Annotated in this window: 16 protein-coding genes; 6 read left to right on the top strand and 10 right to left on the bottom strand. The window is 76.9% G+C overall.

All coding sequences use genetic code 11. The features are described 5' to 3' along the window. Positions 1-1086, top strand: a complete 1086-nt coding sequence (locus Ae150APs1_RS00355) for a Gfo/Idh/MocA family oxidoreductase (RefSeq protein WP_075294976.1) — start codon at positions 1-3, stop codon at positions 1084-1086. Positions 1087-1139: 53 nt separating this feature from the next. Here the strand turns inward: Ae150APs1_RS00355 and Ae150APs1_RS00350 are convergent, their stop codons facing one another. From Ae150APs1_RS00350 to Ae150APs1_RS00340, 3 genes are all read right to left on the bottom strand, one after another. Further along, the gene (locus Ae150APs1_RS00350; RefSeq protein WP_075294974.1) at positions 1140-3356 is read right to left on the bottom strand and encodes a cytochrome P450; all 2217 of its coding nucleotides are present in this window, start codon (positions 3354-3356) and stop codon (positions 1140-1142) included. 123 nt (positions 3357-3479) lie between these two features. Then, positions 3480-4493 carry a LacI family DNA-binding transcriptional regulator gene (locus tag Ae150APs1_RS00345; RefSeq protein WP_075294972.1) on the bottom strand — a complete coding sequence of 338 codons (1014 nt, stop codon included), beginning with the start codon at positions 4491-4493 and terminating at the stop codon, positions 3480-3482. Between the two features lie 77 nt (positions 4494-4570). Further along, positions 4571-5389, bottom strand: coding sequence for an aminotransferase class IV (locus tag Ae150APs1_RS00340; RefSeq protein WP_075301512.1), 819 nt, complete (start codon positions 5387-5389; stop codon positions 4571-4573). A 140-nt stretch (positions 5390-5529) separates the two neighbouring features. Between Ae150APs1_RS00340 and pabB the strand changes: the two genes are divergently transcribed. Further along, positions 5530-7866: an aminodeoxychorismate synthase component I gene (gene pabB / locus Ae150APs1_RS00335; RefSeq protein WP_249266155.1), complete on the top strand. Its 2337-nt coding sequence runs from the start codon at positions 5530-5532 to the stop codon at positions 7864-7866. On the opposite strand, the gene Ae150APs1_RS00330 is transcribed toward pabB, so the two are convergent. From Ae150APs1_RS00330 to Ae150APs1_RS33110, 3 genes are all read right to left on the bottom strand, one after another. Then, on the bottom strand, positions 7790-9232 hold the full coding sequence (locus Ae150APs1_RS00330) for a LuxR family transcriptional regulator (protein ID WP_075294970.1): 1443 nt from the start codon (positions 9230-9232) through the stop codon (positions 7790-7792). The genes pabB and Ae150APs1_RS00330 overlap by 77 nt on opposite strands. A gap of 597 nt (positions 9233-9829) precedes the next feature. Then, positions 9830-10285, bottom strand: coding sequence for a LuxR C-terminal-related transcriptional regulator (locus Ae150APs1_RS33115; RefSeq protein WP_249266516.1), 456 nt, complete (start codon positions 10283-10285; stop codon positions 9830-9832). A 994-nt stretch (positions 10286-11279) separates the two neighbouring features. Then, positions 11280-12536, bottom strand: a complete 1257-nt coding sequence (locus Ae150APs1_RS33110) for an AAA family ATPase (protein WP_075294966.1) — start codon at positions 12534-12536, stop codon at positions 11280-11282. A 412-nt stretch (positions 12537-12948) separates the two neighbouring features. Between Ae150APs1_RS33110 and Ae150APs1_RS00315 the strand changes: the two genes are divergently transcribed. The 4 genes from Ae150APs1_RS00315 to Ae150APs1_RS00300 all read left to right on the top strand — a co-directional run bounded on the left by Ae150APs1_RS00315 (position 12949) and on the right by Ae150APs1_RS00300 (position 16029). Beyond that, positions 12949-13206 (top strand): hypothetical protein, encoded by a 258-nt coding sequence (locus Ae150APs1_RS00315; RefSeq protein WP_139316762.1) that lies wholly within the window; start codon positions 12949-12951, stop codon positions 13204-13206. A gap of 330 nt (positions 13207-13536) precedes the next feature. After that, positions 13537-14178 (top strand): PAS and helix-turn-helix domain-containing protein, encoded by a 642-nt coding sequence (locus Ae150APs1_RS00310; RefSeq protein ID WP_075294961.1) that lies wholly within the window; start codon positions 13537-13539, stop codon positions 14176-14178. 43 nt (positions 14179-14221) lie between these two features. Continuing rightward, positions 14222-15805 carry an acyl-CoA carboxylase subunit beta gene (locus Ae150APs1_RS00305; protein ID WP_010230831.1) on the top strand — a complete coding sequence of 528 codons (1584 nt, stop codon included), beginning with the start codon at positions 14222-14224 and terminating at the stop codon, positions 15803-15805. Further along, a complete protein-coding gene (locus Ae150APs1_RS00300; RefSeq protein ID WP_075294959.1) occupies positions 15802-16029 on the top strand; it encodes an acyl-CoA carboxylase epsilon subunit in 228 nt (75 codons plus the stop codon). The genes Ae150APs1_RS00305 and Ae150APs1_RS00300 overlap by 4 nt, the downstream gene beginning before the upstream one ends. Positions 16030-16073: 44 nt before the next feature. Here the strand turns inward: Ae150APs1_RS00300 and Ae150APs1_RS00295 are convergent, their stop codons facing one another. From Ae150APs1_RS00295 to Ae150APs1_RS00280, 4 genes are all read right to left on the bottom strand, one after another. Beyond that, on the bottom strand, positions 16074-18935 hold the full coding sequence (locus Ae150APs1_RS00295; RefSeq protein WP_170918021.1) for a LuxR family transcriptional regulator: 2862 nt from the start codon (positions 18933-18935) through the stop codon (positions 16074-16076). Further along, a complete protein-coding gene (locus tag Ae150APs1_RS00290; RefSeq protein WP_075294955.1) occupies positions 18919-21228 on the bottom strand; it encodes an ATP-binding protein in 2310 nt (769 codons plus the stop codon). The genes Ae150APs1_RS00295 and Ae150APs1_RS00290 overlap by 17 nt, the downstream gene beginning before the upstream one ends. Further along, positions 21225-24089 carry a LuxR family transcriptional regulator gene (locus Ae150APs1_RS00285; protein WP_075294954.1) on the bottom strand — a complete coding sequence of 955 codons (2865 nt, stop codon included), beginning with the start codon at positions 24087-24089 and terminating at the stop codon, positions 21225-21227. The genes Ae150APs1_RS00290 and Ae150APs1_RS00285 overlap by 4 nt, the downstream gene beginning before the upstream one ends. A gap of 135 nt (positions 24090-24224) precedes the next feature. Continuing rightward, complete coding sequence (locus tag Ae150APs1_RS00280; protein WP_075294952.1) at positions 24225-24983, bottom strand: alpha/beta fold hydrolase; 759 nt, start codon at positions 24981-24983, stop codon at positions 24225-24227. Positions 24984-25013 lie beyond the last annotated feature (30 nt).

Here is a 25013-nt window from a genome sequence, read left to right as displayed (position 1 = left end):
GTGGGCGACGAGATCGGGATCGGCGTCGTCGGCGCCGGCTGGATGGGCCACCTGCACGCCCGCGCGTACGCCCGGGTCCCGCACCACGTCCCGGACCTCGCGCGGCGTCCCCGTCCGGTCGCGGTGGCCGATCCCGTGGCGGCGGCCGTGGCCGACCACCGGGCGCGCTACGGCTTCGCCCGCGGTCACGCCCGCTGGGAGGACCTGGTCGCCGACCCGGAGGTCGAGGCCGTCAGCTGCGCGGCGCCGAACAGCAGGCACCGGGAGATCGGCGTCGCCGTCGCCGAGGCCGGCAAGCACCTCTGGATCGAGAAGCCGGTCGGTCTGTCCACGGCGGACACCGCCGCCGTCGCCGACGCGGTGCACCGGGCCGGGGTGTGCGCGACCGTCGGCTTCAACTACCGGATGGTCCCGGCCGTCGCCCGCGCGAAGCGGGTCATCGACGAGGGCACACTCGGCACGCTCACGCACGCCCGGTTCCGGCTGCTCACCGACTTCGCCGTGCACGGCGTCGACCTGGTCCGGTTCCTGGTCGGCGACCTCACCACGGTCGTCGCCGACGGCGAACGGTTCGTCCCGCGGCGCCCGCTCGCCGGGGCGGGGGCGAGCCAGTACGTCCGGGGCGACGCGGACTCCCCCACGGGCGAGGTGGAGAACCTGGACTTCGTCTCGGTCCTCGGCCGGACCGGCGCCGGGTCGATCGTCACGCTGGAGGCCAGCCGGGTCGCCGCCGGCGACCAGAACGACTACGGGTTCGAGATCCACGGGACGCGGGGCCTCCTCTCGTTCGACTTCCGGCGGCCCGGCGAGCTCGTCGTCGCGGCCGGGGACCGCTACGTCGACCAGCCGGCGACCACCTGGGCCGCCGCGCCGGGCGACGGCGACTTCGGGCTGTTCCAGCCGGGCGCGGGCAACCCGACCGGCTTCGACGACCTCAAGGTGTCGGAGTGCACGGCGTTCCTGGCCGGCATCGCCGAGGGGCGCAGCGGCGGCGCCACCATCGACGACGCCCTGGCCGCGGCCCGGGTGCTCGACGCCGTCGCACGGTCGGTCGACGAACGCGCCTGGATCGACGTCGAGCACTGACCCGCTCCCCGCGGGGCGCCGCCGGTCCCCCGGCGACCGGCGGCGCCGTCGCGTCACAGGTCCAGCACCAGCCGGTCCGAGCAGGACCGGGACACGCAGATCATCATGCAGTCGCCGCGGGCCCGCTCCCCGTCGTCGAGGACCGAGTCACGGTGGTCGACCTCGCCGGCGAGCACCGGGGTCTCGCAGGTGCCGCAGGTGCCCTCCGCGCACGACGAGAGCACCGTCGCGCCCGCGGACTCGACGACGTCGAGCACCGACCGTTCCGGCGGCACGGTCAGGGTCACCCCGGTCCGGACCAGCTCCACCTCGAACGCCGTGCTGCGCCGCGGTCCGGCCTGCGGCTTCGGGCTGAACCGTTCGACGTGCAGCGCGCCCTCCGGCCAGCCCGCGCACCGCTGCTCCACCGCCGCGAGCAGCGGCTCCGGCCCGCAGCAGTAGACGAGCGTGTCGTCGCGCGGCGTGCCCAGCAGCGTGTCCAGGTCGAGCAATCCGGCCTCGTCCTGCGGGACGACCGAGACCCGGTCGCCGTAGCGGGCGAGCTCGTCGAGGAACGCCATCGACGCCCGACGCCGCCCGCCGTAGACGAGGTGCCAGTCCGCGCCGAGCGCGTCCACGGCGGCGATCATCGGCAGGATCGCGGTGATCCCGATGCCGCCCGCGACGAACAGGTAGCGGCGCGAGCAGGCCAGCGGGAAGTTGTTGCGGGGCCCGCGCAGCCGCACAGTGTCGCCCGCGGCGAGGGTGTCGTGCACGTGCCGGGAGGTGCCACGCCCGTCCGCCTCGCGGAGCACACCGAGCCGCCAGCTACCGGTGTCGGCCGGGTCGCCGCACAGCGAGTACTGCCGGGCCTGCACCCCGCCGCAGACGAGGTCGGCGTGCGCGCCCGGCGCCCACCCGGGCAGCGGCGCACCGTCGGCGGCCCGCAGGGTCAGGGTCACGACGCCGTCGGACACGGTCTCCTTGGCGACGACCGTCGCCTCGATCTCGGGCTCGGCCCGCGGCGCCGGGCGGCGGCGCGACGGTTCCGGCGCGGACGGCACCGGCGCGTCGAGCGCGAGCGGCATCGTCTTCCAGACGTACATGTTCGGGCTGCTGGCGTAGAAGCGCGGCTCGCCGTCGAGGGCGAAGTTCCCGAGCAGGGGCAGCGCCTCCTCCAGGGCGATCCGCGCCTCCAGCCGGGCCAGCGGCGCGCCGAGGCAGCCGTGCACGCCCTCGCCGAACCCGACGTGCCGGCCGAGCGGGCGGGTGATGTCGAACCGGTCGGGATCGGGGAAGCGGCGGTCGTCGCGGTTGGCCGCACCGGGGACCAGCACGACCCGCGAGCCCGCCGGGAGGGTGACGTCGTGCAGGGTCACCTCGCGCGCGGTGGTACGGGCGGTGAGCTGCAGCGGGGTCGCCCAGCGCATCGTCTCCTCGACCGCGGCCGGGATCAGCGACGGGTCGGAGCGCAGCAGCGCGAGCTGGTCCGGGTTCTCGGCGAGGAGCTTGAACATCGTGGTGACCAGCCCGGCGGTGGACTCCACCCCGCCGAGGAAGAGGATCATCATCAGGCCACTGATCTCGGAGACCGGGGTGATCTCGCCCGGCACGAACGGCTCGCCGTCGATCTCGGCGTGCACCATCGTCGTCATGAGGTCGTCGCGGCCCCGGCGGCGGCGCGACTCGAGCACGTCGACGAAGTACTGCTGGACCTTCGGCGTGGCCAACTTCGCCTTCGGGCCCAGGTGCGGGGTGCCGGGGACGCGGTCCTTGAGCTCGTGCGTCCAGTGCTCGAGCTGCGCGCGGTGGGCCCGGTCGGCGTCGGTCGCCTCGGCCCGGCCGGGGAACCCCATCAGGTGGAAGAAGACGTCGAACGGCATCGGCCACGCGAGCTCCTCGCCGATGTCGATCCGGTCCCGGCCCGACCACGACGACACGAGCTCCCGGACGACACCGCGGACGCCCTCCTCCAGGTGGGCGACCCGGCGCGGCACGAAGAACGGCTGCACGACCTGGCGGACCTGGTCGTGGCGCGGGTTGTCCATCGACCCGATCGAGCCCGGCGGGACGTGCTCGAGCCGGGAGTCGTCGATGTCCATGCCCTCGAAGCTGCGGAAGGTGTCCGCGTCGGTGATGGCGTCGCGCACGTCGTCGAACCGGGTCAGCGCGTACCAGCCGTAGCGCTCGCTGTAGTGGACCGGCGCCTCGTCGCGCATCCGCCGGTACACCGAGAACGGATCGGCCGGATAGAAGTCCGGGTCGAACGGGTCGTACTGGACTGCCGTCATGGAAGCCTCCTCCGGCCACGGGTACGTGTCGTCGAGGAGCGATTGAAGCGCTCCAACGACGAGATTAGAGCGCTTCAAAGCGAGGCGTCAACGGATCCGCGCGGGGCTCTCCCGCCGGACCGGTCAGGTATCCGGCGGCGGGTGCGCGGTCGAGCCGCGGACCACCAGCTCCGGGGTCAGGACGATCTCGCGGGGCTCCGGCCGCTCTCCCCGCAGCCGTGCGACGCTGCGCCCGACCGCGAGGCGGGCCAGCTCGTCCGGGTCCTGGCGGACCGTCGTGAGGCCGGCCTCGGGCAGCCGGGCGAGCGCGCTGTCGTCCCAGCCGGTGACGGACACGTCGTCGGGGACCCGGACGCCGCACGCCAGCAGCCCCTCGACCAGGCCGGCGGCGACGTCGTCGTTGAAGCCGATCACGGCGGTGGGCAGCTCCGGCAGGCGGAGCAGGGCGCGGGCGGCGCGGACCCCCGCGTCGAGACTGTCGCCGCCGGGCACGACGACGCCCCCGGCGCGCAGTCCCCGCTCCCGCAGCGCCGTGCGGTAGGCCGACCGGCGCGACGACGCGATCGGGCCGCTCCCGCCGTCGACGTGCGCGATCCGGGTATGCCCGGCCCCGGCGAGGTGGTCGGCGAGCAGCCGCATGCCCACCGGGTCCGCGGTCCGCACGACGTCCACCGACGGGTCGGGCACCCGGCAGCCGACGACGGTGACGGGCATCCGGCCGGCCACCACCGGCACCCGGTCCAGGTCGTGGCCGAGGAGGATCGCGGCCTCGCAGCGGAAGTCCAGCAGCGTCTCGACCGCGGCGCGCTCGTCGCGCTCCGGGGTCATCGCGGACAGGATCAGCTCGTGACCGACGGCGCCGGCGGCGCGGTAGAGGCCGTCGAGCAGCTCGGCGTGGAAGCGCCCGGAGAGGCCGAGGACGACACCGATCTGCCGCGCGCTCCCGCTGGCGAGCAGCCGGGCCCGCGCGTCCGGCCGGTACCCGACGCGCTCGGCCGCCGCGAGCACCTTCTCCCGGGTCGCCGGGCGCGAGCCCGCCGCACCACGCAGCACGATCGACACCATCGCCCGCGACACCCCCGCGACGGCGGCGACGTCGTCGAGCGTGGGGCGCCGCCCCCCGGCCGCACCACCCATGCCCGGGAACCTACCCGGTGATCACGGATCGGGAAGGGACCCGGCCGGATCCGGCCGCCTCGCTGCCCGATCCGTGATCAGGCGGGGATCGGGGTGGTGGGGAGGGATTCGTACAGGTGGGTCAGGGCGGTCAGGACGGGGTGGGTCCTGGGGAAGGGGGTGTCGTCGATCGCGGCGATCGGGCGGATCCCGGTCGCGTTCGTGGCGAAGGCGGCCTCGAACCGGGGCAGGTCCGCCGTGCGGACGGTCTCCTCCCGGTCGTCGACGCCGGGGAGCTCCACCGGGGGTTCCCGCAGCGCGTCCCGCAGCAGGGTGCGGGTGACACCGGCGAGCACCGGGCCCGCGGCCCAGACCACCCGGTTCCCCGCCACGAACCCGACGTTCCAGGTGCTGCCCTCCAGCACCGTGCCGCGCCCGTCGGTGAGCAGGACGTCGTCGAACCCGTCGCGGCTCGCGAGACGGCGCAGGTGCATCGTGGGGAACAGGCCGACGCTCTTGACCTCGGGCAGGTACCGCTGGTGCCCGACCGTCCGCACGCGCAGCGGGGGCGGCGCAGCCTGCGGTGCGGGCCGGGCGGTCACGGCGATCCGCGGGTCGGCAGGCGCACCGATCGTGGCGAGCCCGAGTGCGGGATCGGCGACCGACACCCGGACGACGACGGCGCCGTCGCCCGGCGCCACCGCCCGGATCCGCCCGCACACGGCGTCGCGGTCCGGGACGGTCCCGAACAACGCGCGGGAGTCCCGGGCCAGCCGGTCGAGGTGCAGGTCGAGGCCGCGGACCCGGCCGTCGGTGACGAGCATCGTCGTGAAGTGCCCGTAGCCGGTGGTCGCCAGTGCGCGGAGCACCCGGTCGTCGTCGGTGCCGGGGGTGTGTCCCGCGGAGGGTGCGGCCATGGCGGGGACGGTGTCACACCCGTCCGGGGTGACGGACCGCACCGGCCCTGACCGATGGAGTCCGCGGGGCGGCGTCCACACTCGTCACCGACCCGTCCCCGCCGGGCCAATCCGGCCGGCACGCATCGAGAGGAGCGCCGGTGAGCACCGCGCGGGACACGTCGTCGCCCGGGGCGGGGATCCGCACGCTCCTGGTCGACAACCACGACTCGTTCACCTACAACCTGTTCCACCAGCTGAGCCGGGTGAACGGGTGCGAGCCCGAGGTGGTCCGCAACGACGACCCGGCGTGGCGGCCCGCGCTGCTCGACGGGTTCGACCAGGTCGTCCTCTCCCCCGGACCCGGCACCCCGCACCGGCCGGCGGACGTCGGGATCTGCGCGGAGCTCGCCGCCCAGGACCGGGTCCCGGTGCTCGGGGTCTGCCTGGGGCACCAGACGATCGCGCTCACCCACGGGGCGCGGGTCGGGCGCGCGCCGGAGCCGCGGCACGGCCGCAGCTCCCCGGTCCACCACGACGGGACGGGGCTGTTCGCCGGCCTGCCGTCGCCGATCGAGGTGGTCCGCTACCACTCGCTGGCGGTCACGGACCTGCCCGCGGCGCTCGCGGCGACGGCGTGGACACCGGACGGGGTGCTGATGGCGCTGCGGCACCGCACGCTGCCGCTGTGGGGGGTGCAGTTCCACCCGGAGTCGATCGGCACCCTCGACGGGACGGCGCTGCTGCGGAACTTCCGTGACCTGACCCTGGACCGCGCGGACCGCGCGGACCGGCCACGGCGCACACCGGCGCCGGACCGTGCGGCCACCGGCCGGACGGGGTCCGCAGCCGGGTCCCACGGTCCGGGCGGAGCGGGCGGCCCCGGACCGGGCGCGGCCCCCGCCGGGCCGGGTTCCCCGGGGCACCGTCGGCCCGATCGCGGCGACCGGGGCGGCCCGGACCCGTCGCGCCGCCTCCGCGTGCTGGTGGAGCGGGTGCCGTCCGGGATCGACGGCGAGGTCGCGTTCGACCGGCTGTTCCGCACCGGGCACCACCCGTTCTGGCTGGACAGCAGCAGACCCGGCGGACCGCTCGGCCGGCTGTCCGCGATGGGTGACGCGTCGGGCCCGCTGGGCCGCACCGCCGAGGCCGACGTGCACGCGGGGACGGTCACGGTGACCACACGCAGCGGCCGCGAGGTCGTCCCGTCGCCGTTCCTGGACTGGCTGGAGCGCGACCTCGCCGGGATCCGGGCGGAGGTCCCCGAGCTGCCGTTCGACTTCGCCCCCGGCTGGGTCGGCTACCTCGGCTACGAGCTGAAGGCCGAGTGCGGCGGCGAGGCCGTGCACCGCTCGCCCGACCCGGACGCGTCGATGGTGTTCTGCGACCGCGCCCTCGTCCTCGACCACGAGGACGGCTCCGGGTACCTGCTGGCGCTGGCCGAGGGCGGCGACGACACCGCCGCCCGGCAATGGCTCGGCGCCGCCGCGGCGACCCTCGCGGGCGCGGCCGGACGCGAGCCGGATCCCGTCCCGGACGTCGTGGCGGACCCCGCCCCCGTCCGGCTGCGGCACGACCGCGGGACCTACCTCGACCTGGTCCGCGCCTGCCAGGACGAGATCCTCGACGGGGAGACCTACGAGATCTGCCTGACCAACATGGTCGAGGCCGGGGTGCGGCTGGACCCCTGGTCCGCGTACCGGCGGCTGCGCCGGGCGAACCGGGCACCGTTCGCGTCGTTCCTGCACTTCGGGCGCACCGCCGTGCTGAGCAGCTCCCCGGAGCGGTTCCTGCGGATCGGCCGGGACGGCGTCGTGGAGTCGAAGCCGATCAAGGGGACCCGGCCGCGTGGCGCATCACCCGCGCAGGACGCGCGGCTGCGCGCCGAGCTCGCGACGTCGGAGAAGGACCGGGCCGAGAACCTGATGATCGTCGACCTGGTGCGGCACGACCTGGGCCGCTGCGCGGAGGTCGGCTCGGTCGTCGCCGGCCCGGTGTTCGACGTCGAGTCCTACCCGACCGTCCACCAGCTGGTGAGCACGGTGCGGGCCCGGCTGCGGCCCGGGACGAGCCCGGTCGCCGCGGTGCGCGCCGCGTTCCCCGGCGGGTCCATGACGGGTGCCCCGAAGGTCCGCACGATGCGGATCCTCGACCGGCTGGAGGCCGGCCCGCGCGGGGTCTACTCGGGTGCCGTCGGCTACCTGTCGGTGACGGGCACGGTGGACCTGAGCATCGTCATCCGGACGGCCGTCCTGAGCGGGGACCGGCTCCGCTACGGCGTCGGCGGCGCGGTGATCGCGCTGTCCGACCCGGCGGCGGAGTTCGAGGAGACCGCGGTCAAGGCGACCCCCGTACTGGCGCTGCTCGGGGCGGAGTTCCCCGGCCGCGCCCCGGGGCCGGCCCGCCGGACGCGCCGGACCGTCAGGAGACCCCGTCGGCCGGCGACGACGGCAGCTCCGCCCGGCCACCGATGCCCAGCTTCCGGTAGCACCGGGTGAGGTGACCCTCGACCGCGCGCTGCGTGACGCCGAGCGTCCCGGCGATGTCCCGGTTGGTCGCTCCCCCGGCGGCGAGCCGGGCGACGTCGACCTCGGCCGGGGTCAGCGGGGACGGCCCGGAACGGCGCATCCGGCCACCGGCGGCGGCCAGCTCCGCGCGGGCACGGCCGGCGAGCACCGGCGCCCCGCACTCGTCGGCCAGGTCCAGCCCGTGCCGCAGCAGGGCCCGCGCCTCCCCCACGCCGCCGTGTTCCCGCACCAGCGCGCCCAGGTCGACGGTGCACCGCGCCCGGTCGAGCACCCGCGGCGACGCGGCCAGCTCGGCACGGGCCGCCCGCAGCGTCGCGAGCCCCCGCTCCCCGCCCTGCACGACCCCAAGCACCCGCAGCGCCCCGCCGACGTGCCCGCTGGTGCCCCAGCGCCGGCACAGCGCGAGGTGCTCCCCGGCCACGGCCAGCGCCGCCTCGTGCTCACCGAGGTCGTGGTGCAGCTCGGCGGCCCGCCGCCGCCAGTCGAGCGCGGCCGGGTTGACGATCCCGACGGCCGTCAGGCGGCGCCCGGACTCCAGCGACAGCGCGAGCGCCTCCCGGGTCCGCCCGGTCGCCGCCAGGACGGCGGCACGGGCGTCGAGCAGGCAGCTCCACCGCCAGGTCCGGTCGGACGCGCCGTCGGGGACGCCCGAGCTGAGCAGCCGCCCGGCCTCCTCCGGTTCGCCGAGCTCGACCAGCGCGAGCGCCGCCGAGTAGAGGACCATCAACCGCGCCTCGCCGCTGACCTCCCCGGTGAGGACGTCGAGCGAGGCGCGGGCGTCGGCGAGCGCCTCGGGGACCCGGCCGCACCGCAGGCGCAGCAGCGAGCGGACCCCGCGCAGGAACGCCTCGACGTCGGGGCGGTTCCGGCGGTGCGCCGCGTCGAGGGCACGACGGTGGACGGCGTCGAGGTCGGCGTCGGCCTCGGTCCAGGGCAGCAGGCCGAGCGCCCCCATCCGGATCGGCTGGAAGTACGCGCTGTCGTCGAGGTCGCCGCGCAGCACCTCCACGGTCCGGGCGGCGACCGTCGCGGCGTCGTCGTGCAGGCCCAGCGCGGAGAAGAACAGGTGCGCGCCGCGCAGCGCGTCGGCGCCGGTCCCGGCGCCCAGCGCGCCGGGATCGGTCCGCGCCACCCAGTCCCAGACCCGGCCGACGTGCGCGGTGTCCTCGGAGGCCGCGTAGAGCCGCAGCGCCTCCAGGCGCCGCCGCAGCTCGCGGTCCTCCGGCGTCCCGGCGCCGACGGTCCCTGCGGCGAGGTCCCGCAGGCCGTCGTCGAGCGTCCGGAGCAGGCCCGCGGCATCGGTCCCGGACAGCAGGGGCACGGTGTGCGCGAGCACCTCGGCCCGTTCCCGCGCGGAGGGCAGCAGGGCCAGTGCGTCGACGAGGTGGCCGGCGCGACGACCCGCCGACTGACGCCCAGGTCCACCAGCAGGGCGGCACGCCGGCGTCCGGTCACCGGGCCGGTGAGGGCGTGCTCCAGCAGGGCGGTCGCGTGTGCGCGGTCGCCACGCTGCTCGGCCCGCGACGCGGCGACGTGCAGCAGCTCGACCACACCGCCGTCCTGCGGCGGGCCGGCCGCGAGGTGGTGCTCCGCCACCCGCTCCAGCGGGGCGCCCTCGGAGTCGAGCACCCGGGCGGCGCGGGCGTGCACCTGCCGGAGCCGGTCGTCGCCGGCGTCCGCGAGGACCGCGTCGCGCACCCGCTCGTGCCGGAACCGGGTCCCGTCGAGCACGCCCAGCTCCGCGAGCCGTTCGGCGGCGCGGCTGGACTCGGCGTCGTCGAGCCCGGCCACCCGGGCGCGGGTGGGGGCGGTCGTGTCCGGGCCGAGTACCGCGGCGGCCCAGGCCAGGGCGACCACGCCGGACGGCTCGTCGCGCAGCGTCGCGACCGCGCTGCGGACGGACGGCGGCGCGGCCGGGACGGTGTCGGCGGGGTCAGGCGATGCGATCGGACCCGCCCTCCCAGACCCGGCGGAGCGCGGCCCGGCCGGACACCCCCAGCTTGCGGTAGACGCCGGTCAGGTGCTTCTCGACGGCGCGGACGCTGACCGCGAGGTCGCCGGCGATCTCCTGGTTGGTGCGGCCCTGCGCGGCGCGGGTCGCGACCCGCCGTTCGGACCGGGTCAGGGCGGGAGCGGGCCGGGCATCGCCGCCGGGGCGGCCCGCCGACGCCGGTGCTCCGGCCGGGTCGTCGCCGCGCGGCGGTTCCGCCGGGGCGCGGGGCGTCCGCGGGAGCGGCCCGGTGCCGGGATCGGCGGCCCGGTCCCGGTGCGCGGCCACCGCCCGGACCGCCCGGTCGGACTCGGTGCGGTCACCGGCGGTGTCCAGGACCGTGACTGCCTCGGTGAGAAGCTCGCCGGCACGGGCGGGAGCGGACAGCTCCCCGAGCATCCGCAGGGCCCGGCCCAGCTGCGTCGGTGCCCCCCAGCGGCGGGCGCGGGCCACCTCCTGCTCGGCGAGCGCCCTGGCCTCCGGCCACCGGCCACGCCCGGCGAGGATCTCCACCGCCCACGGGCGCCACGGCACCGGCGTCGCGGTCCAGCCGGCCCGCTCGAACCGGCGTCCGGCGTCGAGGCAGTACTCCAGAGCGGTGTCCGCGTCGCCGGCCTCGACCGCGGCGCGGGCCCGCAGCATCTGCAGGCAGGCGCCGAAGCCCGGCGGGACCGACGGGGCGGCGCCGTACCGGGCCAGGACCCGCTCGGCACCGGAGGGGTGGTGCACCGCGGTCAGGACCGGCGCGAGCACCATGCCGGGCAGCAGGGAGTCGTCGGCCAGGTCGTCGACGAGGTCGACCGAGCGCCGCACCTCCTCCTCGGCCTCCGCGGGGCGCCCGGAGCACAGGAGCACCGCGGCGAGCTCGGCGCGGATCACGGCCTCGGCGACGCCGGCCCGCTCGGTCCGCGCGTGCCCGGCCGCGACCGACAGCCAGGCCGGGAGGTCCTCGACCGCGTCCGCCATGCACAGGCAGGTCACCAGCATCCCGACGGTGCTGTGCACGTGCTCCGACGACGCCGGCTCGCGGGCCAGGACGGCCCGGCACACCGCCGCCACCCGGGCCGCCGGGCGGTGATCGCCGACGGCGGCGGAGTGGACCAGGACGCAGGCGAGCTCACGCTCGCCCGGGGTGTCCAGGGGCACCCCACCGGGACGCCGTTCGAGCTCGTCGAGGCGGGCGGCCGCGGCGGACAGCCCGGCGCGGGTGTGCTTGTCGACGTAGTGCAGCCGGGCCTCCAGCCGCAGCGCGAGCTCGCGGCCGGCGGCGTCCCCGGTGTCCCCGGCGACGGCGCGTCCCAGCTCCCCGGCCACCCCCCGGAGCATCGCGATCACCGGGGGCGCCGCGCCCTCCAGCGCGAGCGGCGTGACCCGGCACAGCGCCTCGGCCCGGTCACGCACCGGCCCGAGCAACGGCACCGCCTGGACGACCCGGCGCAGGGCGAGCCCGGCGTCCAGGCACCGCTCCAGACCCGCCAGGTCGACGAGCACGCGGGCCCGCTCGGCCTCGCCCGGCTCGGCGAGCAGCGCGTGCCGCAGGTAGCGGATCGCGGTCCACGGCTCGCCGCGGCCGGCGGCGGGACCCGCGGCCTCGCGCAGCGCGTCGATCGCCCAGCCCGGCGCCGCCGACCGCGAGCAGGTGCAGGGCGACCCGGTCGGAGGACCCGCCGAAGTCACGCAGCAGCTCCGCCGCCCGGAGGTGGGTGTCGCGGCGCTGCCCCGAGGACTGGACGACGTCCAGGGCGTCGCCGACGACGCGGTGCCGCAGCCGGTGCTCCGCGGGCCCGGTGAGCCCCATCCGCCGGGCGACGGACCCGGCGGCGGCGGTGTCGGTGGCGTCCAGCCCGGCGAGCCGGCCGAGCATCGTGTCGTCGGTGACGTCACCCGCCGCGGCGACCGCGGTCAGGTACCGGCGCTCCGGTTCGGGCATCCGCCGCACGGCGCGGGCGAGCCGGTCCCGCAACCGCGCCGGGGCGCACTCGCGCACCCGGTGCGCCAGCGTCTCCTGGCAGCCGTGCGGGCCGGCCGCGACCTCCTCGACCACGGCGGCGAGGAACAGCGGGTTCCCGCCCGTCGCCTCGGCCAGCGCGGCGACGACGACCGCGCCGTCCGAGAGCGGGCGCAGTGGACGCACGGCGCCGGCCTGCCCCACCAGGTCCGCCGGGACCGGTCCGGCGCCGCCGTCGTGGCCGCCGTCGCCGTCCAGCGCCGTGAGCACGATCGTCACCCGCAGCCCGGCCAGGCGGTGGCCGAGGAAGGCGAACCAGCGCAGCGAGTCCGCGTCGCAGCGGGACGCGTCGTCGACGAGCAGCAGCACCGGCCCGTCGGCCGCGTGCGCGGCCAGCTCGGCGTGCAGGGCCTCGAAGTCCCCGTGGGCGGCGCGTCCGGGCAGGTCGGTGGGGGCGACCGCGAGCAGGCGCCGGGCGGTGCTCAGGGGGACGCCGCGCTCGTCGTCGGTGCCGCGGGCGCGCAGCACCCGCACCCCGCGGGCGGTGCCGCGGCGCGCGCACTCGTCGAGCAGCGCGGTGCGCCCGATGCCGAGCGGGCCGGTGAACACGAGCAGGCTCCCCGACCCGCCGACGGCGCGGTCGACCGCCGCGTCGACGGCACCGAGGTCATCGTCGCGGTCGACCAGCACCGGCCGGGGCATCAGCGGCAGCCCCGCCGACGTACCGGGGCCCGGGTGGTGTCCGGGTCCGCGCGGCGGCCGGTGCCCTCGGGTACGCCCTCGACGCTCATGCGACCTCCGACACGACGGACGGGAACAAGTCGATCATGACCTTACGGCCCCCGTCCGGTGGGGAACGGAGCACCTCGGTCGGACGCCACCCGACTACGGAACGCACCGGGAAAACACCCGTTCTTCGTCCGCTCCGGGCAGTGCGGGTTCGATCCGCGCAGTGGATACTGGTGGTATCCGGGTTTCGCCGAAGGCATAGTCCACCGCGATGACGATCGAGGACGGCGAACGTGAACACATCATGTCGGCAGTGCGGCCGACCGGCGATCCGGCCGGCCGCAGATTCACGGACGGACCCCGTCCGGCACCGAGGGGGATGGACGTGGAACCGGTTCCAGGACTGACCGTCCGGGTACTCGACACCGGCTGGATGGAGCTGGGGCACCCGGGGCACGACGACCGGCTGCTGTGCGACGAGCTCGGCACCGCCATGTGGATCGCCCTGTGCCGGTCCGCCTGGAACCTCGGCGACGCGGCCGCGCACCTCGCCGAGCTCTGGGACGCCGATCCCTGGTGGATGCGGGACATGATGGACGACTGGCTGGCCGACCTGCAGGAAGCCGGTCTCGTGCAGCACTGAGCACCCGCACTGCGGAGCGCCGGAGCGGCCCCGCACGACCGCCGGCAGCACACCTCGCGCACCCGCCGGGCGCGCACGCGGACCACGGTGGCGACCAGCAGAACCATAGTGTCCGCACCCCGCACCGTAGTGATCCAGCTCACACACCGTACGCACCCCACCGAACCCCCGTACCTCCGATGCCACAGTGTTAAGCGCTTACGTCCGGGAGCCGTTGACCCCCGTCGAGTGTCCTCCATACGGTCGAAATCGGTTATCGAGAACGGCTACCGCGACTGTCCGGTCCGCTCCCGGAACAGCGCGTTCCGTTGAACTTCGGGGAGTTATTCCATGCGAGCACTGCCATACGACGGCGCCACCGACGAGCGAATTTCCCAGGAATCCACCAGTGCGTGCATGGTATCGCTCGACCGGGGTCTGCGCGTGGTCGCGGCGAATCAGGAGATGTTCCGCCGGATGTGCGACATCGGCTCCGGTGACGTGTGCGGGTCGGCGTTCTGCGACCTGCTGGACGCGAGCATCCGTACCCGCGTCCGCCACCAGATGGAGCGGCTGCTGGACGGTCAGCAGCCCCGGTTCCAGGAGCGGTCGGTTGCCCTCGCGGGGCCCGACTCGTCGCTCCAGGGCGACCTGATGGCGACCGCGATCGCGCGGAACGCCGGCCGGGTCGAGGGTGTCGTCGCCGTGCTCCGCACCGGTGACGCCGAGCCGTCGTCGGCCAGGAGCGGGCCGCGCCGGCTGCTCTCGGACATGGACGCCAAGATCCTCGAGGGCGTCGCCTCCGGAGCCTCCACCGTGCAGCTGGCCTCCACCCTGTTCCTCAGCCGCGGCGGCGTGGAGTACCACGTGACCGCGCTGCTCCGGAAGATGAAGGTCAAGAACCGGCCGGCACTGATCTCCAAGGCCTACTCGATGGGTTTCTTCGAGCTGGGGTCCTGGCCGCCCCAGGTCGTTCCCGACCACGTGAAGTGACCACGTGACGTGACGCCGACGGCCCGAGGCGAGGGGTGAGGACATGACCGCCACCGACGACATCCAGACCACCACGGCCGACCTGCGGTCGCGGGTGGCCGAGTTGCACGCGGCCCGCGAGCAGGCCCGGTCCGGCCCGTCCGCCAGGGCGACCGAACAGCAGCACGCCCGCGGCAAGCTCACGGTGCACGAGCGCCTGGCGATGCTGCTCGACGAGGGCAGCTTCCGCGAGATCGAGCAGTTCCGCAGGCACCGCGCCACCGGGTTCGGGCTCGAGGACCGGCGACCGCACACCGACGGCGTCGTCACCGGCTGGGGCACGATCGACGGCCGCACCGTGTTCGTCTACGCCCACGACTTCCGGATCTTCGGCGGCTCGCTCGGCGAGGCGCACGCGACCAAGATCCACAAGGTGATGGACCTGGCCGAGTCGGCCGGTGCCCCGCTGATCAGCCTGAGCGACGGTGCGGGCGCCCGGATCCAGGAGGGCGTCACCGCACTGGCCGGCTACGGCGGGATCTTCCGGCGCAACGTCCGGGCCTCGGGCGTCGTCCCGCAGATCAGCGTAATGCTCGGCCCGTGCGCCGGGGGTGCGACCTACTCCCCCGCCCTGACCGACTACGTGTTCATGGTCCGCGACATCGCCCAGATGTACATCACCGGACCGGACGTGGTGTCGGCCGTGACCGGCGAGGACATCACCCACGAGGAGCTCGGCGGCGCGGAGGTGCACAGCACCGAGTCCGGGGCCAGCGCCTTCGTGTACGACGACGAGGAGTCCTGCTTCGCCGACGTCCGGCACCTCGTGTCGCTGCTGCCGTCGAACAACCGCGAGCAGCCCCCGGTCGCGCCCACGGCGGACCCGCCGGACCGCGCCACCCCGTCGCTGCTCGACATCGTCCCCGCCGACACCACCCGCGCGTACGACATGCGCGACGTCGTCGCCGAGGTGGTCGACGACGGCGACCTGTTCGAGGTGCACGCCGGGTGGGCGACCAACATCGTGTGCGGGCTCGCCCGGCTCGACGGGCACACCGTCGGGATCGTCGCGAACCAGCCGGCGTCGCTGGCCGGGGTGCTCGACATCCACGCCTCGGAGAAGGCGGCCCGGTTCGTCTCCACCTGCGACTCCTTCAGCATCCCGCTGGTGACGCTCGTCGACGTCCCGGGCTTCCTGCCCGGCGGCGACCAGGAGCACGGCGGCATCATCCGGCACGGCGCCAAGCTGCTCTACGCCTACTGCGCCGCCACCGTCCCGCGGGTGCAGCTCATCCTGCGCAAGGCCTACGGCGGCGCGTACATCGTGATGGACTCCCGCTCGATCGGCGCGGACCTGTCCCTGGCCTGGCCGACCAACGAGATCGCGGTCATGGGCGCCGAGGCCGCGGCCAACGTCGTCTTCCGGCGCGAGATCGCGGCCGCACCCGACCCCGAGATCGCCCGCGCCCAGCGGATCAAGCAGTACCGCAACGACCTCATGCACCCGTACTACGCGGCCGAGGCCGGACTCGTCGACGACGTCATCGACCCGGCCGACACCCGTTCGGCCCTGGTCGACGCGCTCGCGATGCTGCGGGCCAAGCGCACGGACCTGCCGGTCCGCAAGCACGGGAACCCGCCGACGTGAGCGCCGCGACGGACGCCGCCCCGCGGATCAGGATCACCGCCGGTCACCCGGATCCGGCCGAGGTCGCGGCGGTGACCGTGGCGCTGCTGGCCCTGGCCGGCCGTGCGGACGGCGCCCCGGAGGCGCCCCGGCGCCGTCCCACGACCTGGGCCGGGCCCGGCGGCTACCAGTCCCCGGCGAGCTGGGCCGGGTCCACCGCGGGCCGGGCCGGGGCCGCCCGCTGAGCTCCTCCTCCGGTGCCGGGACCACCCGGCACCGGAGGAGGCCGTCAGCCCGCGCCCGGCAGCGCGGTGCGACCGCTCACCCCGAGCTTGCGGTAGGCGCTCGTCAACCGCTTCTCCACGGCCCGGCGGCTGACACCCAGCTCCTCGGCGATCATCTGGTTGGTGGCCCCGCCGACCACCCGGTCCACGACCTGCCGCTCCGCATCGGTGAGGACGTCGGCAGGGCCCGCGGTCGCCGCGCCGTCGGAGCCGTCGGAGCCGGTCGGGCCGGCGGCGCCGTCGGTCCGTACCGGCATCTCGACGGCCGGTGCCACGGCCTGCGCCGACCCCGCCGCACCGGCGTCGCCGGTCCCGGCCTCGTCGACGCGACGGCGGCCCCGGCGCAGCAGGTCCTCCCCCGCCGGGTCCCCCGCCGCGGCGAGGTGCCGCCCCAGTGCGATCTCGGCGCGCCCCAGGCCGGCCGTGTCGGCGGAGTCCCCGAGCACGGCGACGGCCTCGCGCAGCTGCGCCTCGCCCGCGGACCCGCCGACGAGCGAGCCCCGTACCCGCAGGGCACGCCCGAGCGCGGCCGGCGCCCCCCAGGCCCGGGCCAGCGCGAGCTCCTCGTCGGCCCAGTCGAGTGCCGCCGTCGTCTCGCCGCGCCGCCGCAGCAGCCGCGCCGCCCAGCTCCGCCACGGGAACAGCGCCGGGTTGGACCAGCCGAGGTGCTCCAGGTGGCGGCCGCAGTCGAGGAAGCACTCCAGCGCCAGGTCCCGCTGCTCGCCCAGCAGCGCGCCCGCCGCGCGCACGAGCTGGTGGGTGGCGTGCGCGACGAGGCCCCCGCCGGGCGGCCGCCCGGCGGGCTCCGGGCCGAGGGCAGGCACCCGGGCCTCGATCGCCGCGGCGATCAGCGCGGCGTGGAACGCCGCCGACGCGGGCGGCACCCGCTCGCGCAGGACGCCGCCGGGCAGCGCGGCGGCCTCCGCGGGGCGCCCGTGCGCGAGGAGCACGAGCGCGAGCTCGTCGGCCGTGGCCGCCGCGGGCGACGCCGGGTCGGGCACGAGCCAGGTCCCCAGCGACCGCGGCCGGTCCGCGGCGACCAGCGCGAGCACCAGCAGGCCGCGCGGGCCGTCGCCGGGCGGTACCCCGTGCGGTGGCCGGACCTCGCGGGCCGGGGTGATCCGCAGCAGGCGCTCGCCGAGGTGGGCGACGTCGGCCGCCGGGACCCGCCCGGACAGCGCCGCGGCGTGCAGCAGCACGCCGACCAGCTCGCGGCCGGCCGAGGTGCTCAGGAGCTCGTCCGGCGCGTCGATCACCTCGCGGAGCAGCGCGCACGAGCGGGCCAGTCCCTCGGGGCGCTGCTCGTCCAGCCGCCGGGCGCGGGCGCGGATCCGCACCGTCACCGCGCGCCCGTCGTCGTCGGCGGGACCGGTCCCGCCGACGTCGCGGTCGTCGCGGTCGGCGGCGCGGACGGCGTCGCGGACCGGGTCCGTGGCGTCCCGGACCGTCGACGGGTCGATCAGGGTGAGAGCGGTCGCCCGGTCCCGCGCCGACGCCAGCAGCGGCAGCGCCTGCGACACGTGCCGGACCGCCGTGCCGGGCTCGGTGAACCGCTCCGCCGCGGCCAGCTCGACCAGCAGGACACCGCGCTCGTGACCGGTGACGTCGCTGTCGAGCAGCGCACGGCGCAGGTAGCGGACCGCGGCCGGGTCGCCGTCGTGGTCGTCGGCGGAGTCCGGGCGGTGCGCCGTGGTCGCCTGGTGGGCGGCGGCCCGCAGGACCTCGACGGCCCAGTCGTCGAGCGGTGCGGCGACCGCGAGCAGGTGCACGGCCACCTCCCGGACGTGGTGCCCCGTCTCGTGCAGCAGCCACGCCGCGCGCAGGTGCAGCCGCTCCCGCTCGGCCGGTCCGGTGGCGACCTCCCGCACGAGCGGGTGCGCGAACCCGGTGTGGTCCTCGCTGAGCAGGCCCTGCTCGGCCAGCTGTCCCTGCACCGTGCGGAGCCCGTGGGGGTCCAGGTCGGCGAGGCGCTGCACGGTCGCCGGGTCGGCGTCGGTCCCGAACACCGCGAGCGCGCCGAGGTACCGGCGGGCCGGGTCGTCCTGGGCCCGCAGGCACCGGGCGAACCGCTCGCGCAGGGCGGCGGGCAGTGCCTCCCGCACCCGGCCGGCGTGCACCGCGAGCGGGCCGCAGCCGGTGGCGGCGACGTCGTCGAGCACGGCGTGCAGCACCGACGGCGTGCCCGTGGAGACGTCCCGGCACGCCTGCACGAACTCCGGCTCGCCGTCGCGGCCGAGGCGGTCGGCGACGACCCCGCGGACGGCGGCGGCCCCCAGCGGGCGGGTCCGCAACGGCGTGGCCGACCCGGCCAGGCCGCGCACCAGCGCCCGCCCCGCGCCCGGGTCGCCGTGCAGGACGGTGCCGACGAGGGCGACCGGCAGCTCCGGGACGCGCGCGGCGAGCCGGTTCAGCCACCGCAACGACGCGGTGTCCGCCCACTGCAGGTCGTCGACCAGCACCAGGACCGGCCGCTCGGCGCTCACGGTCTCGAGCAGCTCCTGGAGCTCGCGCACCCGGCCGTGCCGGACCTCCGGGGCCGGCGGGTCGACCGGCTCCGCGGCGAGCGCGGCGGGGAGCTCGCCGCCGCCAGCGGCCAGCCACCGGCTGCGGGTGCCACGACCGGCGGCGAGCATCGGGTCGAAGAGCTGCCGGGCGACGCCGTGCTCGAAGTCGCGCTCGACGAGCGCCGCCGCGGCCCGCAGGACGGTCAGGCCAGTCCCGGTCGCGGCACCGGCCGCCGCGTCGAGCAGGGCGGTACGACCGGTGCCGACACCGCCGCCGACGACGAGGGCGGCACCGCGGCCGTCGGCGGCGCCGGCGACGGCGTCGCGCAGGCTGCGCAGTTCGGGGTCACGGTCGTACAGCACGCCGCACCCCGTCCCGCTCGGGTCCACCGGTGGCGGCGGGGTCCCCGTCCAGGCCGGCCAGGGCGGCCTCGGCCACCGCGATCGGGCCGGGCGCGCCCCACCGGACGGCGAGCCGGTGCTCGTCGTCGGCCATCCGGCGGGCGGCCGCGTGCGTGCCGCAGGCCTGCAGCGAGGTCGCCGCCGCGGACCGCCACTGCGCGAGCACGGGGTTGACCCGGCCCCGGTCCAGCAGCAGCCGCCCGCACCCCATGAACATCTCGATCGCCTCGCGGTGGCGTCCCTCGACCGCCCGCACCCGCCCGCGCGCGTACTCGAGCAGCGCGGACCCGGGCCGTTCCCGGCCGGCGACCGGGTGCGCGAAGGCGGCGGCGGCCGCCGCGGCGTGGTCGGACTCCGCCAGGTGCAGCAGCACCCGGGCGGCACCGGCGAGCGGATCGGCCCCGTCCGAGGAGACCGGTGCGTCGCCGGCCGCGCGCAGGTCGCGCCGGGCTCCGTCGAGGTCGCCGGCCCGCAGCCCGACGAGCGCGGAGACGGCGAGCACCGCGGGCGGCACGGGCCGGTCCCGGGTGATCTCGAGCAGCAGGTGGTGCATCGTGTCGACGGCCTCGCCGCGGCAGCCCGCGGCGTCGAGGGTGAGCGCCGCCATGACCTGCGGCATCGCGGGGGCGGCGCCGACCGGCCCGGCCAGGGCGGCGCGGGCGAGCCGGGTGGCGCGGTCCCGGTCCTGGCAGCGCAGGACGAGGGCCCAGGCCGTGGTGCCCCGGGCGACGGGCCCGCCGTCGTCGGACCCGGCGACGGCGGCACCGACCGGCCCGCGCAGCGCGGCGCGCTCCTCGAAACCCAGCTCGTCGGTCAGCCGGGACAGCGACAGCAGGTCCTCCCGGGTCGGCGCGTCCTCCGGGCAGCGCCGGACGGCGATGTTCAGCGCCCGCCGGGCCGCGCCGACCTCGCCGTCGGACAGCAGCAGGTCGACCGCCCGTTCCCCGTGCGTGCTCGCCGCCAGGTCGGTGTCGAGGGTGATCCGGGCGAGCACCCGGGCCGCCGTCCCGGGGGCGCTGTGCGCACGGGACAGCGCCAGCTCCACCATCAGCGCCCCGCGCAGCTGCTCCGGTACCGGTTCCTGCAGTGCGCGCTCGGCGACGTCGGCGGCGTCGGCGTGCCGGTTCCCGGCCCGGTGCCGGGTGGCGACCCGGTGCAGCAGCTCCGCCGCCCACGGCTCGCCGAGCGCGGGCGCGGCGAGCAGGGCGCGGGCGATGCGGTCCTCGGGCAGACCGGCCCGGGCGGCGAGTCCGGCGGCGGAGGCGAACAGTGCTCGGCGCCGCTCGGGGTCGATCCCGGCGAGGACGGCGTCGGTGACCGTGCCGTCGGCGGGCAGCTCGGGATCGGTGCCACGGACCAGGCCGGTAGCGGCCAGCGCGGCGCGCGTCCCGTCCCCGGTGGACGGCCCCGTCCCGCCGATCCGCTCCCGCACCGGCGCCAGCTCGGTGCCGCACACCGCCGCGGCGCGCAGCGCGTCGACCAGCGCGGCGGGCAGGCCGTCGAGCACCCCGGCGACGTGGTCGCGGCGGGCGGTCGCGGCGCACCGCACCAGTTCGGGCACCGCGGCCGCGGTCGGGGACTCCGAGCGGTCCAGCCGGGCCAGCGTCGCCGCGAGCACCGCAGGGTTGCCGCCCGTCGTGCGGCGGGCGAGGACGGCGAACACGCGGTCGGGCAGCATCCCGTACTCGGTGGTGACCACGGCCCGGACCGCGTCGGCGGACAGCGGACCGGTCCGCAGCACGACGTCCGACGGGGCGGTGGGCGCGGTGGCCCAGCCGAGGCCGTCGTGCGTGCCGTTGAGGGCGACCAGCAGCCCGATCGGCGCCTCGCTCCGGCGCCGCAGCAGCATCTGCAGCCACTGCCGGGACTCGTCGTCGGCCCAGTGCAGGTCGTCGACGACCAGCAGTACCGGTCCGGTGCGGGCGGCGTCGAGGACGGCGCGGCACCACTCGTGCAGGAGCCCGGCGCCGACCGGGCCGGACCGGGGCAGCGCGGGCGCCGGGTCCAGGCCACCGACCAGGCCGTGCGCCACCCCGAGCAGGTACCCGCTCTCCGCGGGGACGGCCCGTGCGGTCAGCACGCGCACGTCGCGGGCCGTGGCGCGCCCGGACGCCCGCCGCAACAGCGCCGACCGGCCCGTGCCGGGCTCGCCGGTGACAGCGACGAACGGCGACGACCCGGCCACCAGCGCGTCGAGGGCGCGGTCGAGGGCGGTGCACTCGGCGTCGCGCTCGCGGAGCAGGCGCTCGTTCATCCGAGGCGGGTCCGTGCCGCGCCGACGATCCCGGCCAGTGCGGCCCGGTCGGGGACGCCGAGCTTGCGGAACGCGCTGGTGAGGTGGACCTCCACGGTGCGGAGGGTGACGAACAGCGCCTCCGCGATCTCGCGGTTGCGGGCGCCCTCGGCGGCGAGGGCGACCACCCGGCGTTCGGCGCTGGTCAGCGGGTCCAGCGGGGACCCGGTGGGCGGGCGCATCCGGCCGCCTGCCTGCACGAGCAGCTCGCGGGCCGCCGTCGCCGCCCGGAGGGCCCCGCACCGCGCGGCCAGGGTCGCCGCCTGCCGCAGCTCCTCGCGGGCGGCCTCGGGGTACTCGGCGTCGAGCATCGCCCGGCCGAGGAGGTGGTGGGCGAGGATCAGCTCGGTCCGGGCGGGCGATCCCTCCAGGACCGCGACCGCCTCTCCGAGCAGGTCCGTGCCGCCCCGGCCCGGCGTGACCACGCCGCGGGCGACGAGCGCGAGCCCCCGCCCGCGGGCGGTGCCCCAGCGCCGGGCCCGGTCGGCGCCGCGCTCGACGATCCCGTGCGCCTCGTGCGCGCGGCCGCTGCCGGCGAGCAGCACTGCGGCGTGCAGCCACCACGGCGCCAGGACGGGGTTCGCGATGCCGGCCGCCTCCAGGCTGTCGCCGCAGCGCCGGTAGGTCGCGAGCGCCCAGTCGGTGTCGCCGGTGTCGGCGGTCGCCCCCGCCCGGGCCATCAGGTAGTCGTGGTACTCCCAGGCGAAGTCCTCCAGCCGGGGCCGGACGATGCCGTCGAGCAGGGCGAGCGCCGCCTCCGGGTCGCCCTGCAGGTGGCGCACGTTCGCGAGGGCGATCCTCGGCACCACGGTGTTGCCCCGCCAGGCCTCCTGCTCGGCGATGTCGAGCGCCGTCCGGGCGTCGGCCTCGCCCTCGGCCAGGTCGCCGACGACGACGTGGTTGGTCGCGCGGGTCCCCACGGCGAGGCTGTAGGTCCAGGCCGATGCCTGCTCGCGGCTCTGCGCGACGAGCCGGTCGAGCACCGCCGTCGACTCGTCGACCTCGTCGGCCAGCCGCAGCACCAGCGACGACGCCAGCACCGCCCAGCCGCCGAGGGTGGCCTCATCGACCAGCAGCACCCGGCGCGCGAGATCCACGGTGGCGGGCGCGTCCTCGCCGTCCATCGCCCTGGTCACCGTCATCATCGCGAGCTTCTGGCGCTCGGCGGGGGTGCGGCCGGCGGGCGTGGCCATCCGGCCCATCCGGTCGATCGTCGCGGCCACGGTCTTCTTCTCGTCGAGCCCGACGACCAGCAGCGCGGCCTCGACGTGCGTGCGCAGCTCGGTCGCCCCGGGGCCGGGGTCGGACGGGAGCTCGCGGTCCATCGTGTCCAGGACGTCCTCCAGCACCCGGACCGCGCGGGGCGCCTGCTGCACCGCCAGCGACGTCATGGCCAGCTGCACCGCGACCTGCGCACGCGACGGCAGGTCGGCGGCCCGGTCGAGCGCGTCGCGCAGGTGCGCGACGGCCCGCTCCGGCTCGTTCTGGCCCAGCGCCGCGGCCAGCCGGGTGCGGACGCCGATGTCGCCGGGCCGTGCCGCGACCACCGGTTCCAGGTAGCGGGCGACGGCGGGGCGGGCGCCGCGGTGCGCGGCCGCGTCCGCCGCCTCCAGCAGGACGTCGATCATCCAGGGCTCGCCGGCGCCGGGCAGGACGAGCAGGACGGCGGCCACCACCTCGGCCGGACGGCCCGCGTCGCTGAGCACCCGCGCCCCGCGCCGGCGCAGGTCGTCGAGCTCGTCGCCGGGGAGCCCGCGCAGCACCGCGGAGCGCAGCAGGTCGTGCCGGAAGTCGGAGCGGTCCGGGGCGAACACCTCCGTCCGGGCCAGCGTCCCGACCGCCTCGACGACCGAGCCGGCGGGCACCCCCGACAGCGTGGCGAGCACCGCCGTCTGCTCGGCACCCACCACCGCGACCGCCGACGCGACGGCGCGGACGTGCGGCGGGGCGTCGAACACGTGCCGCTCGACCAGGCTGTCGATGACCTCGCGGCCGAGCCGGTGCACCCGGTCGGTCGCCCCCTCGCCGGTCGCCGGGCCGAGCTCGGCGACGAGCTGCTCGACCAGCAGCGGGTTGCCGCCGGACGCCTCGGTCAGCGCGTCGAGCAGCGGGGCCTGCGGCAGCTCGGGGACCGTGCCGCCGGCGCCGCCGGCGCCGCCTCCGCTGCGCGCCGCCGCGAGACGGCCGACGCCGGACCGGTCCAGCGGGCGCACCTCCGTCAGCGCGGCGCCGACCTGGGCGCCGACCTCGGCGAGCCGCTCCGGGAGCGCGCCCGCGCCGTCGGTGCGGGAGGCGAGCACCACCCCGAGCGGGAGGCCCACCGACCGCCGCAGCAGGAACCCGACGAAGGCCAGCGACGCGTCGTCGCACCACTGCAGGTCGTCCACGACCAGGACCAGCGGGGACCGGGCGGTGAGGTTCGCGGTCAGCCAGTAGAGGCCGTGCAGCACCGGGTAGAGGTTGTCCGGCTCGGCGCCGGCGGAGCCCTCGTCGAGCGCGGAGACGCTCCACCGGGCGCCGCCCTCGAACAGGTCCGGGTCCTCGGTGGCGTCACCGGGCACGAGGTCACGGAAGAGGTCGCGGACCACCGCGAACGAGATGTCCGACGTCCGTTCCCGGCCCCGGGCGCGCGCGGTCCGCACGCCCGCCGGGACGCCCGCGCAGAACGCGTCCAGCAGGGCCGACTTGCCGATCCCGGGCGGGCCGACGAGCAGCCGTGCGGTGTGCGTGCCGGCGGCGGCCCCGGTGCCGGCCGACGCCAGCCGGTCCGACTCGGTCCCGCGGCCCACCAGGCGCTCGCGGAGATCGGTGGCGTCGGACATCCTGGGCTACCTCCACGAGCGACCGGGCCGGCCGGGCGGACCCGGCTCGACGATCTTGAGCCTAGGAGATTCTGTCCCATACCGGGCACCGGACGCAGCGCGGCGGGACGGCGACAGGGAGTCGCGTGGGCGGGGTCATGCCAGGGTGGTGAGGACCTTCCGGAGCATCGCGATGATCGCCGGGGCGTCGGAGCCGAGGAAGAAGTGCCCGCCCGGGCGGACGTGCAGGTCGAACGGTCTGGTCGTGTGGTCGCGCCAGGACTCCGCCTCGTCGTGGGAGGTCTTGGGGTCGCTGTCCCCGGTGAGGACGGTCAGCGGCGCGCGCACGGTGGCCCCGGGCGCGCAGCGGTAGGTCTCGATCGCCTGGTAGTCGCTGCGGATCGTGGGGAGGATCATCCGGAGGATCTCCTCGTCACCGAGCAGCGCGGTGTCGGTGCCCGCCAGCAGCGTGAGCTCCTCGACGATGCCCTCGTCGGTCAGCCGGTGCACGTTCTCGTCCCGGACGCGGGACGGGGCGCGCCGCCCGGAGGCGAACAGGTGGGCGATCTCGCCGCCGCCCGCCTCGTGCCGGCGGGCGACCTCGAACGCCAGTGTCGCGCCCATGCTGTGTCCGAAGAAGACCGTGGGGCGGTCCTGCAGGGAGTCGCGCAGTGCGGCGTGGACCTGGTCGGCGAGCGTGTGGAGGTCGCCGGGGCTGGTCTCGCGGCGCCGGTCCTGGCGGCCCGGGTACTGCACCGCGAACACCTCGGCGTCGGACTGCAGCTGCGCGGAGACCGGGAAGTAGAACGAGGCCGAGCCGCCCGCGTGCGGGAAGCACACGAGCTGGACGGGTCGCTCCGGCGCCGGGTGGAAGCACCGGACCCAGAGGCTCTCCTCGGTGGCGGTCGTCGTCATGGGGTTCCCTCCTCGCGGACGCACCCGGCG

This window comes from Pseudonocardia sp. Ae150A_Ps1, assembly GCF_001932315.1.
Taxonomy (GTDB): Bacteria; Actinomycetota; Actinomycetes; order Mycobacteriales; family Pseudonocardiaceae; genus Pseudonocardia.
The sequence above is the reverse complement of the archived record's forward strand: the minus strand, read 5'-3'. Positions and strand labels throughout refer to the sequence as shown.

Bases quoted from the DNA above. Each gene is read 5' to 3' on its own strand.
- Ae150APs1_RS00350 (WP_075294974.1), bottom strand. From the start codon at position 3,356: ATGACGGCAGTCCAGTACGACCCGTTCGACCCGGACTTCTATCCGGCC.
- Ae150APs1_RS00345 (WP_075294972.1), bottom strand. From the start codon at position 4,493: ATGGGTGGTGCGGCCGGGGGGCGGCGCCCCACGCTCGACGACGTCGCC.
- Ae150APs1_RS00340 (WP_075301512.1), bottom strand. From the start codon at position 5,389: ATGGCCGCACCCTCCGCGGGACACACCCCCGGCACCGACGACGACCGG.
- Ae150APs1_RS33115 (WP_249266516.1), bottom strand. From the start codon at position 10,285: ATGCTCGGGGAGCTGTCCGCTCCCGCCCGTGCCGGCGAGCTTCTCACC.
- Ae150APs1_RS33110 (WP_075294966.1), bottom strand. From the start codon at position 12,536: ATGCCCCGGCCGGTGCTGGTCGACCGCGACGATGACCTCGGTGCCGTC.
- Ae150APs1_RS00310 (WP_075294961.1), top strand. From the start codon at position 13,537: ATGCGAGCACTGCCATACGACGGCGCCACCGACGAGCGAATTTCCCAG.
- Ae150APs1_RS00305 (WP_010230831.1), top strand. From the start codon at position 14,222: ATGACCGCCACCGACGACATCCAGACCACCACGGCCGACCTGCGGTCG.
- Ae150APs1_RS00290 (WP_075294955.1), bottom strand. From the start codon at position 21,228: ATGAACGAGCGCCTGCTCCGCGAGCGCGACGCCGAGTGCACCGCCCTC.
- Ae150APs1_RS00285 (WP_075294954.1), bottom strand. From the start codon at position 24,089: ATGTCCGACGCCACCGATCTCCGCGAGCGCCTGGTGGGCCGCGGGACC.
- Ae150APs1_RS00280 (WP_075294952.1), bottom strand. From the start codon at position 24,983: ATGACGACGACCGCCACCGAGGAGAGCCTCTGGGTCCGGTGCTTCCAC.